Consider the following 13,054-nt stretch of genomic DNA (forward strand, 5'->3'; position numbering starts at 1 on the left):
AGAGTGATTTGCAGGTCGCTCTTTGGCTAAACAATCTAAGGTATGACGATATTTGTTGAGAGTTACTTGCCTCTTCCGGCTGGAGAGGCGTGGCAACTGGTAAAACGAAGTCAGACGCTGATCTTCGTCACACGCGGAATCATTGGCTTTCGTTCCGGTGATTTTCCGGTGATCTGGCAGCAGGGACAATTGATCTCGACCCGACTTTACGCTTTCGGCCTGATACCTCTGTGGAAGCATTCGTTGAAGTTTGAACGGATCGATGATGATCGAATGGAACTATCTACGAGCGAAAGCGGCGGATTGATCTCAGTCTGGAACCATCTGATCAAGATCGAGATAGAGTCAGAGACCATCTGTAAATATTCGGATAAAGTTGAAATAAGGGCGGGAATCTTGACGCCACTTGTTTGTCTATTTGCGCAGGCGTTCTACCGCTATCGGCAGAGACGGTGGAAACTGATGGTTAATAGAACCGATTAGTGCAAAAAAACTATGGGACACGGACATACACACGAAATATCGGCGGCAGGGCGGAATAAGAAACCGCTAATGATCGTCTTTTGCCTGACGTTCTTTTATTTGATCGTCGAGGTGATCGGCGGTTTTTGGACGGGCAGTTTGGCATTGCTTGCGGATGCAGGGCATATGCTGACGGATGTTGCGGGCGTTGGACTAGCGTTGTTAGCAATATGGTTCGCAGAAAAGCCAGCATCGCCGGAAAGGACGTACGGCTATTACCGTGTCGAAATACTCGCGGCGATGACGAACGCCATCATCCTGATATTTATCTCAATTTATATTCTCTACGAAGCCTACCAGCGGTTTCTGAACCCGCCCGAGGTGCAGAGTGCGGCGATGATCGGCGTCGCATCGATTGGGTTGGTGGTCAATATTGTCGGTATGGTTATTCTGCGTTCCGGCTCCAAAGAAAGCCTGAACATGAAAGGCGCATATTATGAGGTTCTTTCGGACACGCTCACGTCTGTCGGTGTGATAATCGCTGGAATAATCATGCTCACGACCGGCTGGTATTACGCCGATCCGTTAATTTCGGCGGGAATCGGCTTGTTTATCTTGCCGCGAACATGGGCATTGCTAAAAGATGCAGTCGCTGTCTTGCTGGAAGGTACGCCGTCTGACGTAAACATAGCTAACGTGCGAGACAAACTTTCAAAGATCGAGGGCGTTGCCGAGATTCACGACCTTCATGTATGGTCGCTTACGTCGGGCGTAAATGCCTTGAGCGTCCACGCCGTGCTTGCCGACGGAGCCGAACACGACGATGTTCTGCAACGTGTCCACAATTCATGCACGAGCGAATTTAAGATCGCACACGTAACCGCCCAAACCGAACGGGAGGGCTTTGCGTGTCACGAGACACATATATAAGAATGCAATGGAACAAGAAGCAGACTTTTTTCATGTTTTTACTCAACATCAACTTATAATTTTCGTAGGCGCGAGTTTACTGATTATTGCCATGTTAATTGGAATAGGTATTCTTATCGGTAAGCGATCAGAGAGGCGTTCGAAGGGAGGTTCAAAATGAAACCCGATCATGTTTTGGCAACCGCAATTTCTCAAGAGTTAGCATTGGCTGAATCGCTTGTTGAAAGCGGCGACTTGAATTTAGCCTTTCATCACCTCGAACGCGCTCACGTTCTAGGTCAGGCTTCGACCTATCAGCACACGCGCATTCACTGGCGAATGTTCAAGCTTGCGGTTAGGCAGCGTTCGCCCCGCGAGATTTGGGGACAGATCGTCCGTATCGTCGGAGCCTCGACCAAAACGCCTTTCGGCATCTATCCAACCGGCAATACGGGCGGAGCCAATGTGTGGTTTTTCAAATCAATGCCGGTTCCCGCAGACCTTCAGCGCATTATTGATGGAGGCGGCAACCGTGAATTCTGATATTCCCATAGCTTGCACATTAAATGACGCGGAGTTTCGAGAACGCGAACGAACCGTGCTCGATCAGCTTAAAGCCAGTGTAATCGATGTCATCGAGACAACGAACGGTTACGCGTTTCTTTTTCCGTCCGACGACGCGTCGTTCGCCGCTCTTAACGAATTCATCGTTCTCGAACGGCGGTGTTGTCCGTTTCTCGACTTCAACCTTACAATTCCACGCGGTCTTGGGGAGATCCGCCTTGAGGTTTCCGGCGAAGTGGGCGTCAAGGACTTTATCGCGTCGAACTTTTTACCCTGAGACAATGGAAACAACGAAATCAATTCTGTTCTTTATCGTCGCCGGGCTTTGTGAGATCGCGGGCGGATATTTGGTGTGGATTTGGCTGAGGGAAGGTAAGAGTATTTGGTACGCCGCGCTCGGAGCGGTCCTTCTCGTACTTTACGGAATCGTCCCCACGCTCCAGCCCGCGCACTTTGGCCGGGTGTATGCCGCATACGGCGGAGTTTTTATTGTTCTATCACTTCTCTGGGGCTGGGGCGTCGATAAAACGGCTCCCGACCGCTTCGACCTGATCGGCGGCACCGTTGCCCTGATTGGTGTTTTCATAATCATGTACTGGCCGCGAAATTAAGCGGCCAACTACACCGTTCGCAGTTCGCGGTTTGCGTTCGAGAATACGCGGAAAGCCGAACGTAGGAAAAGGCAAACCAATGCGAGGGCGATAATGATGTCCGGCCAGCCCGACTGAAAGAACCAAACCGCACCCGCCGCGACAAAGACCGAGATATTCGACGCAATATCGTTACGCGAACATTCCCACACCGAACTCATATTCACATCGTCCGTCTTGTGACGAGTGAGCAGATAGAGACATACGGAGTTTCCGACGAGGGCAAGCAAACTAACCAAGCCCATTATTTCAAAAATAGGAACCGTCGGAACCATCAGCTTGTAGATCACCTGTCCGAGCACAACGAGAGCCGCTAGAAGGATCAAACCGCCTTTGAACAAAGCGACCTGAGCCTTAGCCTGAGATGATCTATAAACAACATAGAGGCTCAGCCCGTACGTCATTGCATCGCCAAGATTGTCCAGCGAATCCGACAACAACGCGCTCGAACCCGCATAAATACCCGCACCGATCCCCGCCGCAAACATCGCGACGTTTATACCAAGCACGATCTTTAGCGTCGAACTCTGCTTCTCCCTCAAAGCGTCTACAGCACAATCATCTTCACAACAAGCCATAACAATTCAGAATAGGTTAATGCCCAAATGTTATCAATAAGAGCAGCGGGTTGACGGCTCAAAATGGTTCCAAACATCCTCAAAGAACTGTGTCGAAGGCCGACCCTGAAGAGTCTTGGAGGACCGCAATGGCTGATACGTTTTATGAAAAAAATAGCGGATGACACTCGCTAAGATATGATATTATTCTTTGAAAGAATCGAAGCGAAAGGTGTTCCTTTTTGAGTTGAGCACGCTACGGATGCTTTGAATTCTATCAGGTGACTTGGTTGCAGGTTGGTTGCAGCGTTACTGATCATGGCTAATTAACGATGAATCCGTGTAGCCGTAAGCTGTTGATTCTAAGAGGTTTTGAGCAGTTTTGACAATTTATACAAACCTACCTAAATCGCTTGGGGTGCGAGAGGTCGTGAGTTCAAATCTCGCCGTCCCGACCAATAAACATGGGGCTTTCGGAGAAATCCGAAAGTCCCATTTTTCGTAGTTTCTCCACAGCCACGAGAGGGCGGGTTGCTAAGCCCCCTGATTGCCGCATTTACGGCCTACCACCCGTCAGAAAAAGCGCCTCCATTTTGCAACCAACCTTCTGCACCTCAAATTAGAGCCGTTTTGGTGAACAGACGCACCAACCACGGTGCGAGGAAAAACCAACTGTTGCATCGGCGTTCCAAATTCCACCTTTTCACTCCGATTCCGAGCAAATAAGCGGCTAACAGTCAGCGGAATAGAACTTGCGAAAGGCTACGCGAGAGGCACCGGTTTGTCACGTCCCTCGACTACTGACCAGAGCAAATCTACTAACGAAGAATATGTCTGTCTACAAAAGATACAACGGTAAGCGAGTCTCATCCTCCCATCCCGACTATTCGAAAGCCCGATGGTGGATCTATAAGCGGCTGAAAGGGAAGGTCATTCATCAGAGTATTCCCGAAGCGAAGACCAAACAGGAAGCTGAGCTGGCTGAGAGGCAGATCATTAAAGCGTCCTTTGATCATAGCTATAACGTTACCGATACCACCACGACTCTTGCCTCGTTCATCGACGAGACATATCGGCCCCATGTCCAGCAGAACAACGTCAACAAAGGAGCTAAGGAACTTTATATAAGGCTTCTACTTGGTCACTTCAAGAAGCAAACTTTGTCCAGCATCAGTCCTCAGGACTGTCGAAACTGCCGGACCAAACTTCAGACTCGCCAAAACAAACGGAAGAAAGAAAGTGCACTCTCATCGGCGTCGATCAACCGGATCATGTCCACGTTGTCGAAGATCTTCAGCTTAGCGTGTGAAGAGGGAATTCTGGAACGCAACCCGATGCAATACGTGAAGGCTCTACCGGAACCGCCCCCTCGAAGACGGTTGCTAAATCCGAAACAAAAGGAAGCGCTTTGGACGGAGTTGGAGAAGGATACACTGCTTTATCGACTGATAGTCCTCGCAGTGAATCTTCCATTACGTCGCGGACAACTTGTCGCGATCACGGAAGATGTTATCGATTTTGAAAACGAACATGTATTCGTCATTGGATCGAAAGGAAGACCGCCGCGTTTAGTTCCGCTTAATGCAACTGCGACTAAGATATTGAAAGCGATGATCGATGAAAAACAGTTGCCGTTCCCGGTAAAAGACTTCCGTAAACGATGGCAAACTGCACTCCGTAACGCTGGGATAAACAAAAAAGGCGGAACGAGAGAAGAGAACTATCACTTCCACGATCTTCGCAGCTATTTCGCCAGCGAGCTAATCCGGCGAAATACGAACCCGCTTATAGTGCAGAATCTGTTTGCGCACTCTGACATGAGCATCACAACGGTCTACGCTCAAACTGATGACAAACTCTTGCTGGAAGCGGTAAAAAGGCTCGATACCGCAGACTAAGAGCCCGTCAAGAAACGGCGCTTCAAATTGCTTCTGATTGGAATTTATAACGAGCCCTGTCGGAAGTGGCGGTCGGGGGTCGTTATTTGACGTATCTCGTTCATAACAGATTGCTGGACAAGACTTGCCCACGATCGTTGCGCCCACTTTACGTCGTCTTGCTGAATTCGCTCAAGAAAAGACCGTAGAATAATCTAGGAGCGGTGAGTTCCGAAAACGTCTCTTCTTCTGTCTGCCGAAGGGGCAAGGACCCGTATATTTTTTCTTCAAATTTCAGGAAAACCTGACTGGACTCGGAAAAAATATTTTGTTTCAGAAATGTGGTCGGTAAAGTGAACCAAAATGCGACGTAGGCAGTAAGTTTAATAGAAGAAATGGAATTGCTAGAGAAGTTCACACATGGCGATCTCGATGCTTTTGAAATACTATTCCGGCAGTTCCAGAAAGAAGTATATGGCTGGATCGTCCGAATAGTTCGAGATCCGAGAGTTGCAGAGGAGCTCACAATGGAAACATTCTGGCGTCTTTATCGCTCTCACGCTAGATTCGATCCAACGCGAAGTTTCGGGGCTTGGGCGCGACGTATTGCAACAAATCTTGCTCTTGACCATTTGAAACATGTTCGACCGGAGGTTCAATTTCAGGAAAATCGGTCACTTGAAACGCCGCCCGATGCTGCGATTCAACGGGATACGCGGGAACGGATTCAACAAGCATTCAGCCAATTGCCACCGAAACTTCGAGTGGCTGCAACGTTGGCACTGATTGAAGAAAGACCGTATGAAGAGATTGCGGAGGCGCTGAGTATTCATGTTGGAACGGTTAAGTCGCGTCTATTCCGGGCCACACGCCTTTTGCGCGAACACTTAAAACAACTAGGTATAGAATCATGAACCGTCTTGATGACGAACAATTTAGCAAATTTCTTAGGAACGCGATTGCTCCAATGGACGAGCAGGAACCACCGCAAGATCTGTGGCCTCGCGTACATCTAAAATTAAGTGATTCGGGCATTCGTGTGCGCTGGTTTGATTTCGTCCTCGTCGCCATTGTCGTGATTCTTTGCCTGTTTGTCCCGGAGGCGATTACCGGGCTGCTGTTCAACCTCTAGCGCAGGAGATCCATATGAAAACGTATCCTTATCTTCGAGCATATATGGCAGGAATCACTATCCCTACGATTCTTCTTGTTTTGTTCGTTACTGTTTTTACGTTTGCTCGTCACGAATACAGCGAACTTATCCCGATTGAGCGATTGATAGTTTTTCCTTTGGCGATAGTTCCAAATCTATGGGGCATTTGGAATATGGCTTACGTACGATTGCGAAGAAATCGGTATTTGTCTATCGGTCTTCATGGGGCACTTCTTACGTTTGTACAGGCAATGACAGCATTTGGAATAGCTAAGCTCACTGACGTTGAAATCCCGTCGGTCGTAGCGAGCGCGTTTCCTTTCGGCTTCCCAGTTTTGGTGATCGTTTTCTACCTCGTTTGGAGACATGTGGTCTCTTTCTTTAACGCAATTCTGGGGATTGACTGAACAAGAGAGGTCGTTTCGATGGAAAAACAAGACAAAGAACTAACGCCGCTTTATGGCCGCTTGCTGATTGAGTTGACGAAACCATTCCCGAACTTCGATTTCTCGTTCATTAAGCCTGTCCGTCGAAAGGCTGTCGAACTCCTGAATCTCAAAGAAGGGGACCGTGTTTTGGATGTTGGTTGCGGTCCGGGAGGCAGTTTTCCATTTCTTGTTGACGCGGTTGGGCCCTCCGGCCAAGTCGTCGGTGTCGATATCAGCCCCAAGCACAGCGAACTCGCACGGAGGCGTATTGCGGCAAACCACTGGGATAATGTAGAAGTGATCGTCGCTGCGGCGCAAGACGCAAATTTGACGGGTGAATTCGATGGTCTTGTTATGTTTGCGGCTCCTGATGTCTATGCATTAGAAGGGGCGTTGGAAAATATTTTGCTACACTTGAAGGATGGCGCGCGGGTCGTAGCTTTCGGAGCTAAAGCTTCGAGTGCTCGCTCAGGAAACCTCCTCAATCCGATATTGAAGACGCTTCACAACCTCTCATTCAAAACAACGCCGAGACCGAACGCTGAGCCGTGGCAGATCTTGTCGAAGTATGTTGACGGGATTGAAATTAGAGAATTGTTCTTCGGTTTGATGTTTCTCGTTTCTGGAGCTTTCGTCAAGAAAAGGTAAGTAGGCTGTACAACTACTTTACTTAGGGGGCCACGAGTCCAAGCTATCAGATCCGGTTGCAAACGCGAGCGATGCCTCCCTTTACTCTGGCAAAACGCCGCCAGCAAGTTGTACTGAAATTAAGTTTCACGAGGTTTAGAGGAAAATGAAGGTGCATTTCATCTTATACGTATCCGACCAGAAGCATAGTGCAGCATTCTATTCGACGGTTCTTGGGAAAGATCCTATTCTTGATGTGCCTGGAATGACGGAGTTTTCGATTGGAGAACAAACGATTCTCGGCCTTATGCCGTCGGAAGGGATTATACGGCTGTTAGGTCGCATCGGCGATCCGTCTTCAATGCCCGACGTTCTGCGTGGCGAGATCTATTTAGTGGTGGATGATCCGGCCGCATTTCACGAGCGCTCTCTCCTTGCCGGAGCCCAGGAACTCAGCCCGCTGGCACCTAGAGACTGGGGTGAGTTGGTTGCATACAGTCTTGATGCTGACGGATACATTTTAGCGTTCGCGTCGCCCACGAAACCGGAGATGTGAGGTAAAGAATTTCTAATCATGCATAAGCAAATAGGGATTGTGTATGAAAAGGGAAAGGAACATGATCGCATACAACCTGGATTATGGGGCCTAGCGAATTGGCTGCCTTAAAACGGACTGGAGTCGCATCTCTTTTCAATTTCGACTGCTAATCGATATTCCTCGGGTGTGTTCATGTTAAAGAACAAGAATTCGGCGCCTTGAATATCCTTGATCTCGGAAAACCCAATTACCCGTGTCTTGAGTCGCACCCCCAATTGCTGCAATCGCCATTCACCATCTGACAACATTTTCTCAATCTCGGGCAGGCACCTATCTCGACGATACAGCCCACAAAGTGGCTGAATGCGTCCATCTGGCTGTTCGGCGAAGACGGCATCGACATCGTTCATTTGCAACTCCGCGCCGTGCCGCATAATGTCTACCATCCGAGTCATCAATTCGCCAGTGACAAATGGCAGGTCGCACGCAAGTACGGCTACCCACTCGGTCTTAGCGTTCACAAGCGCTGTATATAACCCCACGATCGCTCCGCGGGTATCTCCCATAATGGGATGATCTTGAATTATCGGAAGCGAAGTAATTTGGTGGGTTAAATTACCGACCGCGTAAACTGTGTTTGCAACGGGAAACAATGCATCGGCCGCACGATCGATAAGCGTCTTGCCGCCGAGCAACAGTGCCGTCTTGTTTTGCCCCATCCGCCGGCTTTGTCCGCCTGCCAAAACAAATCCATCGATCAATCTCATTGCCTCAAAAGTATTCTAAAAGTGTCTCCTCGTCTTCTATTACTGCTAAGGAATGGGCGGGAGTACCAGCCTCAAGAGAGACTTCCGTAAAATTAGCAAAGCTTAGCTCGGCCTCTCGCAGTTTTTTCGGTTGTAAAACCACCAATTAATAAAGGTGGCAACTACAAAAAATACAGTTAGGCCTATAAAGAATAGATCGACGGTTCCGGTCGCCGAAAGTACTGTGCTGATCAACATCGAGAATAGGAATGGGCCGTAAGCAGCGACGGCTGCCGTCCAACCTATAACGCCCGCAGCCTGTCGCGGATTGTGTCCGAAAATGATCGGAAATTGGCGAAATGTTGCGGCATTGCCCATTCCCGTAAAGAAAAAGAGGGTCAGCATAAGCGTCACAAATAGTCCGAACTGATCAACCGATGTCGGTGCAAATAGACCCAACGCGATCATTGTGATCGTCCCTGTAATTAGTGCGAGTCCACAGATCGTCGTCAAGATCGCTCCGCCGACCTTGTCCGCTACAAACCCAAATAGGACGCGACTGGCAGATCCAATTAGAGGTCCCCAAAATGCATACTTGAGCGGATCCGGCGGGTTAGGAAAGCCTCCATATAGAATTTTGATGAGCAAGGGGAACGCTGCGGCGAGACCGGAGAAACCTCCGAAGGTCATGAGGTAAGTGACTGTGCAAAACCAGGTGTGTTTGTCTTTGAAGATATCTAGCTGTTCGGTGAACGACGCCTTAATGGGCACGCTCCGCAACAACAGCCAGGCCAAGATGCCCATGATGATCAGTAGGGGAACGTACCAGAATGCTGCATTCTGCAGCCATATCGAATTTGATCCCGTGACTGCCTTCGTATTTGGATCGATCGTTTGGATCGTCTGCGAACCACCGATCATCGCAAAAGTGATGATCATGGGTGTCGCGAATTGAGCGAGACTTACGCCAAAGTTGCCAATTCCAGCCTGAATGCCCAATGCCGTACCCTGCAATCGCTTTGGAAAGAACACGCTCGTGCTGGGCATGTAGGACGAAAAGTCGCCGCCTCCAAACCCGGCAGAAAATGCCAAAACCATAAATAACCAGAACGGAGTCTCCGGATTCATTATTGCCAAACCTAGTCCGATGCATGGGATCAGTTTGAGAAATGTGGCGATGGTTATGATCTTTCGCGTGCCGAAGATAGGCAGTAAAAACGTATGGATCATTCGCAGCGTTCCGCCGGCAAGACCCGGCATCGCTGCGAGCCAGAAGAGCTGTGAGGTGGAAAATTTAAAGCCGATCCCGGGCAGTTTGACGACGATCGCGCTCATCATAAACCACGTCGCGAATGAAAGCGTTAGCGTTGTCGTTGTGACGATCAGTGTACGCCAGGCGATCTTGCTTCCGGTTGTTTCCCAAAAATCAGCATCTTCGGGGGTCCATTTTTCTAACCAGGCTGACATAAAGTACTTCCTTAATCCTCAATCTTCTTCATCAGATCCGGCTGCTGCTCGTGCATCATTTTCTGAATCACGCGATGCATCCAGACCAAACAGATCGCTGAAAGAACGAGCATCATCATCCACGAACTAGTCCAAAGGCCGGTTTCATCAAGTAAATAGCCAAAGATGATTGGGCTTACGAAACCGCCAAGGCCGCCCAGAACTCCAACCATTCCGCCAACGACGCCAACTTCCTCGGGAAAATATTCAGGTATGTGTTTGTATACAGCAGCCTTGCCGACGCCCCAGACAATACCCAGAAACATCACGATCCCGGCGAATATCCACACATTGGCCTGAAAAAAGATCTTGGTGGTCCCTTTCGCCAGCAGTTCTTTTCGTTTTACTTCCTGTCCGATCTGTACAACGGGTTCCTGCCATATCTCTTTTGTAGGGAAGATAAGCATTTGGTCTTGTTCGATCGAGCCCGTTTCCTTCTTGGCATTGACCTGATATCTTTTGCCGTCCACAGTGACAGAATCAGCGTCGACACCTGTTACAACGCCATCACGTTCGGCTACGACCCCCTTGCCCGGTGACGATATTTCCATTTTGGGAATTATCAACAGAGCGGATAGTAGTAACGACAGGCCGAGGACGCCATACATCACTTTTCGACCGCCAAAACGATCGCTCAGCCAGCCGCCGAACGCCCTGATAACACCTGAGGGAAAGCTGAATAGTGCGGCCAGCAAACCGGCTGTAACCAACGGCAAATAATAGACGTTTACAAAATAGGGGACGAGCCATTGCGAAAAAGCGACAAAGCAGCCAAAAACAAGAAAATAGTACAGTCCGAATCGCCACACGCGAATATTCTTGAGAGGGGCGAGTTGTTCGGCAAAAGTCTTCGCTACCCACAGCGGCTTCTTATTTGTCGTCGCCAGAAAGAATATTACGCCCGTAACCGCAAGGACCGCGGCATAGACTATTGGCAGTCTGCGCCAGGCATCGATGTCCGAACCGTTTGCCGTAAACGTGTTGAGTAATGTTGGAGCTACAAGAGTGGTGATGGCCGAACCGGCATTTCCGGCTCCGAAGATACCGAGAGCAAATCCTTGTTTTGATCTCGGGAACCAAACCGATGTGTAGGCAATGCCGATCGAAAAACTTACACCGACAAGCCCAAATCCGAAACTACACAGAGCGAAACCAGTGAATGAATCGACCTTTGAAAGAAGAAACATTGGGACCGCACAGAGGAGCAAGGTCGCCGTCATTACTGGTTTGCCACCAAACTTGTCGGTTAGCATACCCGCAGGCAGACGAAAAATAGAGCCTGCAAGAACCGGTATTCCCATCAGCCAACCGATCTCAGAGGCGGTCCATTTGTAGACCTGGTTTACCGAAAGAAAAGTAACAAGAACGCCGTTTAACATCCACGCCGAAAAACATACGGTGAACGCGAGTGTATTTAATATCAGTATCCGGATTGCCCCAGGAGGCGTGCTCGTTTCCATAATCGCAAAGAACTTCGCAGAGAATGCGGACAAATCGCCGCACAAAGGTAATGGTCTAATACCGTGTCCCTTCTTTGTCCCTTAGAACGTCTCTAAACCACTCTCGGTATCGTATGAAGAAATCAGTGCGCGGCAGCTGTAGCGAGCAGGGTTTTTCCATTTTTAAGCGACAGTTGCCCTTGGCGTGTAAATTTCACAGATTCGCCTAAGATCCTTACCGCCTCGGCTGGAGCGTGAAAACCCATTGAGTTTTCGGCCTCGACAAAATCAAGATAAAACTGTGCTTTCCGCTGAAAGTCTCGTGCCGCTGCGAGGTCTTCGTCTGTGGCGCCCCTTTCCTTCGCTTTCCTAAGATCGTCAATGAGCTGCACAAGAGCGTCCATGGCAATGTTTCGCATATTGAAAGTGCGTTCCTGGATCGCCTCGGCCCGGAATTTGAGCTCCGCTTCGCTCGTACTGTGACAAGTTTGGCAGCTCTGGCTAATGTTCAGGAGCGGGCTCCGAACATGATGGTCGCTGATTTTCATTGCCCCTTCACGTTTATACGGCATGTGACAATCGGCACAGGAAACACCTGCCCTTGAGTGAATTCCCTGGTTGAACATCTCAAATTCAGGGTGTTGAGCTTTCAGAACTTCGGCTCCAGTTTGCTTGTGTGACCAATCTTTGTGTTTTACCTCATCATAGTAGGCCATAATGTTTTCGACTTTTAGCCCCTTTTCCCAAGGATAGGTCAACTGCTTATCGGCTCCCTTGAAATAGTATTCTACGTGGAACTGACCGCAGACGTAGCTCCGCATTTCCTGCCGAGTTGCATCACGATTTACATCATAATTTTGGATCCCTTGAGACGCCTTATACGCTTTTATCCCGTCCATGAATGCGGGCCTGGTAATTCGTAATGCCATCGTTTGTGAATCGTGGCAGTCTATACAAGCAACCGGGTGTGAAATTTCTTTCTTTGCTTCAAAATACGGCAGTTTGTTGAGTGCTTGAAACCCAGCTACGATGTCGCCACCTCCGAGTTTCTTGTAAGCAGCGTACGCGGAGGCGTGACAATTAATACAACTACCAGGCTGTTTAACAACATTCTGCCTTTCAGTAAACATCTGGTCTTCCAGCATGAAAGCGTGGCCCCGCTCTTCCCGAAAGTCGACAGCAAAAGCATAGCCATCCCACATCGTTTTTAATCGAGGGTCCTCTTCCAGACGCGACTGGGCTACCATCGATCGCGGGTCAGAGTCCTTTGGCGTTTTGTGAACCGCCTCACTGCCGCCAAAACGAGTTCGTACCTGATCGACGGTCTTTTTGTAACCATCATACTGGAGAGGAAAATTCTTACCCCAGACCTCTGGGTCGGTCGTATCGTCGGTCAATTCAACCACACGAAAAAAAGGGTTCTTAGCCTCATTTTTCCGCTCAAGAATATTTGTTAGAAGCCCAAGGCCAAGAATGGCCGCGGCAAACGCTAGAAACGCGACCGATACCACGACCTTTCCTCCGTACAACCTCGATTTGGCCGGTGCTTTTTTAGACACCGTGTTTTCTTCGTTTTCCATGCTACCTTCTCCTAGTAT

16 protein-coding genes are annotated in these 13,054 nt (G+C 49.1%); 11 read left to right on the forward strand and 5 right to left on the reverse strand.

Translation table 11 applies throughout. The features are described from left to right. The first annotated feature begins 42 nt into the window (after nt 1-42). The 5 genes from IPK01_16850 to IPK01_16870 all read left to right on the forward strand — a co-directional run bounded on the left by IPK01_16850 (nt 43) and on the right by IPK01_16870 (nt 2,546). Nucleotides 43-483 carry a hypothetical protein gene (locus tag IPK01_16850; GenBank protein ID MBK7935100.1) on the forward strand — a complete coding sequence of 147 codons (441 nt, stop codon included), beginning with the start codon at nt 43-45 and terminating at the stop codon, nt 481-483. A gap of 12 nt (nt 484-495) precedes the next feature. Next, nucleotides 496-1,392, forward strand: a complete 897-nt coding sequence (locus tag IPK01_16855; GenBank protein ID MBK7935101.1) for a cation transporter — start codon at nt 496-498, stop codon at nt 1,390-1,392. A gap of 156 nt (nt 1,393-1,548) precedes the next feature. Beyond that, nucleotides 1,549-1,914 carry a DUF3703 domain-containing protein gene (locus tag IPK01_16860; GenBank protein ID MBK7935102.1) on the forward strand — a complete coding sequence of 122 codons (366 nt, stop codon included), beginning with the start codon at nt 1,549-1,551 and terminating at the stop codon, nt 1,912-1,914. Further along, nucleotides 1,904-2,212 (forward strand): hypothetical protein, encoded by a 309-nt coding sequence (locus IPK01_16865; protein ID MBK7935103.1) that lies wholly within the window; start codon nt 1,904-1,906, stop codon nt 2,210-2,212. Before IPK01_16860 ends, IPK01_16865 begins: the two co-directional genes overlap by 11 nt. 4 nt (nt 2,213-2,216) lie before the next feature. Continuing rightward, nucleotides 2,217-2,546: a YnfA family protein gene (locus IPK01_16870; protein ID MBK7935104.1), complete on the forward strand. Its 330-nt coding sequence runs from the start codon at nt 2,217-2,219 to the stop codon at nt 2,544-2,546. 8 nt (nt 2,547-2,554) lie between these two features. Here IPK01_16870 and IPK01_16875 read toward each other — a convergent pair whose 3' ends face one another. After that, entirely contained in the window at nt 2,555-3,163 is a 609-nt protein-coding gene (locus IPK01_16875) for a cation transporter (protein ID MBK7935105.1), read from the reverse strand. Between the two features lie 809 nt (nt 3,164-3,972). Here IPK01_16875 and IPK01_16880 point away from each other — a divergent pair. The 6 genes from IPK01_16880 (at nt 3,973) to IPK01_16905 (ending at nt 7,783) form a co-directional block, all read left to right on the forward strand. Further along, the gene (locus IPK01_16880; protein MBK7935106.1) at nt 3,973-5,040 is read left to right on the forward strand and encodes a site-specific integrase; all 1,068 of its coding nucleotides are present in this window, start codon (nt 3,973-3,975) and stop codon (nt 5,038-5,040) included. A 374-nt stretch (nt 5,041-5,414) separates the two neighbouring features. Then, on the forward strand, nt 5,415-5,933 hold the full coding sequence (locus IPK01_16885; GenBank protein MBK7935107.1) for a sigma-70 family RNA polymerase sigma factor: 519 nt from the start codon (nt 5,415-5,417) through the stop codon (nt 5,931-5,933). Further along, nucleotides 5,930-6,151, forward strand: coding sequence for a hypothetical protein (locus IPK01_16890; protein MBK7935108.1), 222 nt, complete (start codon nt 5,930-5,932; stop codon nt 6,149-6,151). The genes IPK01_16885 and IPK01_16890 overlap by 4 nt, the downstream gene beginning before the upstream one ends. Nucleotides 6,152-6,165: 14 nt before the next feature. Next, a complete protein-coding gene (locus IPK01_16895) occupies nt 6,166-6,579 on the forward strand; it encodes a hypothetical protein (protein ID MBK7935109.1) in 414 nt (137 codons plus the stop codon). Between the two features lie 18 nt (nt 6,580-6,597). After that, nucleotides 6,598-7,248 (forward strand): methyltransferase domain-containing protein, encoded by a 651-nt coding sequence (locus IPK01_16900; GenBank protein ID MBK7935110.1) that lies wholly within the window; start codon nt 6,598-6,600, stop codon nt 7,246-7,248. A 145-nt stretch (nt 7,249-7,393) separates the two neighbouring features. Next, entirely contained in the window at nt 7,394-7,783 is a 390-nt protein-coding gene (locus IPK01_16905) for a VOC family protein (GenBank protein MBK7935111.1), read from the forward strand. A 107-nt stretch (nt 7,784-7,890) separates the two neighbouring features. Here the strand turns inward: IPK01_16905 and IPK01_16910 are convergent, their stop codons facing one another. From IPK01_16910 to IPK01_16925, 4 genes are all read right to left on the reverse strand, one after another. Further along, a complete protein-coding gene (locus IPK01_16910) occupies nt 7,891-8,532 on the reverse strand; it encodes a molybdenum cofactor guanylyltransferase (GenBank protein MBK7935112.1) in 642 nt (213 codons plus the stop codon). A 102-nt stretch (nt 8,533-8,634) separates the two neighbouring features. Further along, on the reverse strand, nt 8,635-9,978 hold the full coding sequence (locus tag IPK01_16915; protein MBK7935113.1) for a NarK/NasA family nitrate transporter: 1,344 nt from the start codon (nt 9,976-9,978) through the stop codon (nt 8,635-8,637). An 11-nt stretch (nt 9,979-9,989) separates the two neighbouring features. Then, entirely contained in the window at nt 9,990-11,477 is a 1,488-nt protein-coding gene (locus IPK01_16920) for an MFS transporter (protein MBK7935114.1), read from the reverse strand. A 122-nt stretch (nt 11,478-11,599) separates the two neighbouring features. Continuing rightward, nucleotides 11,600-13,036, reverse strand: a complete 1,437-nt coding sequence (locus IPK01_16925) for an ammonia-forming cytochrome c nitrite reductase subunit c552 (GenBank protein MBK7935115.1) — start codon at nt 13,034-13,036, stop codon at nt 11,600-11,602. Nucleotides 13,037-13,054: the final 18 nt, after the last annotated feature.

The organism is Acidobacteriota bacterium (assembly GCA_016713675.1).
In the GTDB taxonomy this organism is placed as follows: Bacteria; Acidobacteriota; Blastocatellia; order Pyrinomonadales; family Pyrinomonadaceae; genus OLB17.

Coding starts and splice junctions, on each gene's coding strand:
- IPK01_16850 (MBK7935100.1), top strand. CDS start 43: ATGACGATATTTGTTGAGAGTTACTTGCCTCTTCCGGCTGGAGAGGCG.
- IPK01_16855 (MBK7935101.1), top strand. CDS start 496: ATGGGACACGGACATACACACGAAATATCGGCGGCAGGGCGGAATAAG.
- IPK01_16860 (MBK7935102.1), top strand. CDS start 1,549: ATGAAACCCGATCATGTTTTGGCAACCGCAATTTCTCAAGAGTTAGCA.
- IPK01_16870 (MBK7935104.1), top strand. CDS start 2,217: ATGGAAACAACGAAATCAATTCTGTTCTTTATCGTCGCCGGGCTTTGT.
- IPK01_16875 (MBK7935105.1), bottom strand. CDS start 3,163: ATGGCTTGTTGTGAAGATGATTGTGCTGTAGACGCTTTGAGGGAGAAG.
- IPK01_16880 (MBK7935106.1), top strand. CDS start 3,973: ATGTCTGTCTACAAAAGATACAACGGTAAGCGAGTCTCATCCTCCCAT.
- IPK01_16885 (MBK7935107.1), top strand. CDS start 5,415: ATGGAATTGCTAGAGAAGTTCACACATGGCGATCTCGATGCTTTTGAA.
- IPK01_16890 (MBK7935108.1), top strand. CDS start 5,930: ATGAACCGTCTTGATGACGAACAATTTAGCAAATTTCTTAGGAACGCG.
- IPK01_16895 (MBK7935109.1), top strand. CDS start 6,166: ATGAAAACGTATCCTTATCTTCGAGCATATATGGCAGGAATCACTATC.
- IPK01_16900 (MBK7935110.1), top strand. CDS start 6,598: ATGGAAAAACAAGACAAAGAACTAACGCCGCTTTATGGCCGCTTGCTG.
- IPK01_16905 (MBK7935111.1), top strand. CDS start 7,394: ATGAAGGTGCATTTCATCTTATACGTATCCGACCAGAAGCATAGTGCA.
- IPK01_16910 (MBK7935112.1), bottom strand. CDS start 8,532: ATGAGATTGATCGATGGATTTGTTTTGGCAGGCGGACAAAGCCGGCGG.
- IPK01_16915 (MBK7935113.1), bottom strand. CDS start 9,978: ATGTCAGCCTGGTTAGAAAAATGGACCCCCGAAGATGCTGATTTTTGG.
- IPK01_16920 (MBK7935114.1), bottom strand. CDS start 11,477: ATGGAAACGAGCACGCCTCCTGGGGCAATCCGGATACTGATATTAAAT.
- IPK01_16925 (MBK7935115.1), bottom strand. CDS start 13,036: ATGGAAAACGAAGAAAACACGGTGTCTAAAAAAGCACCGGCCAAATCG.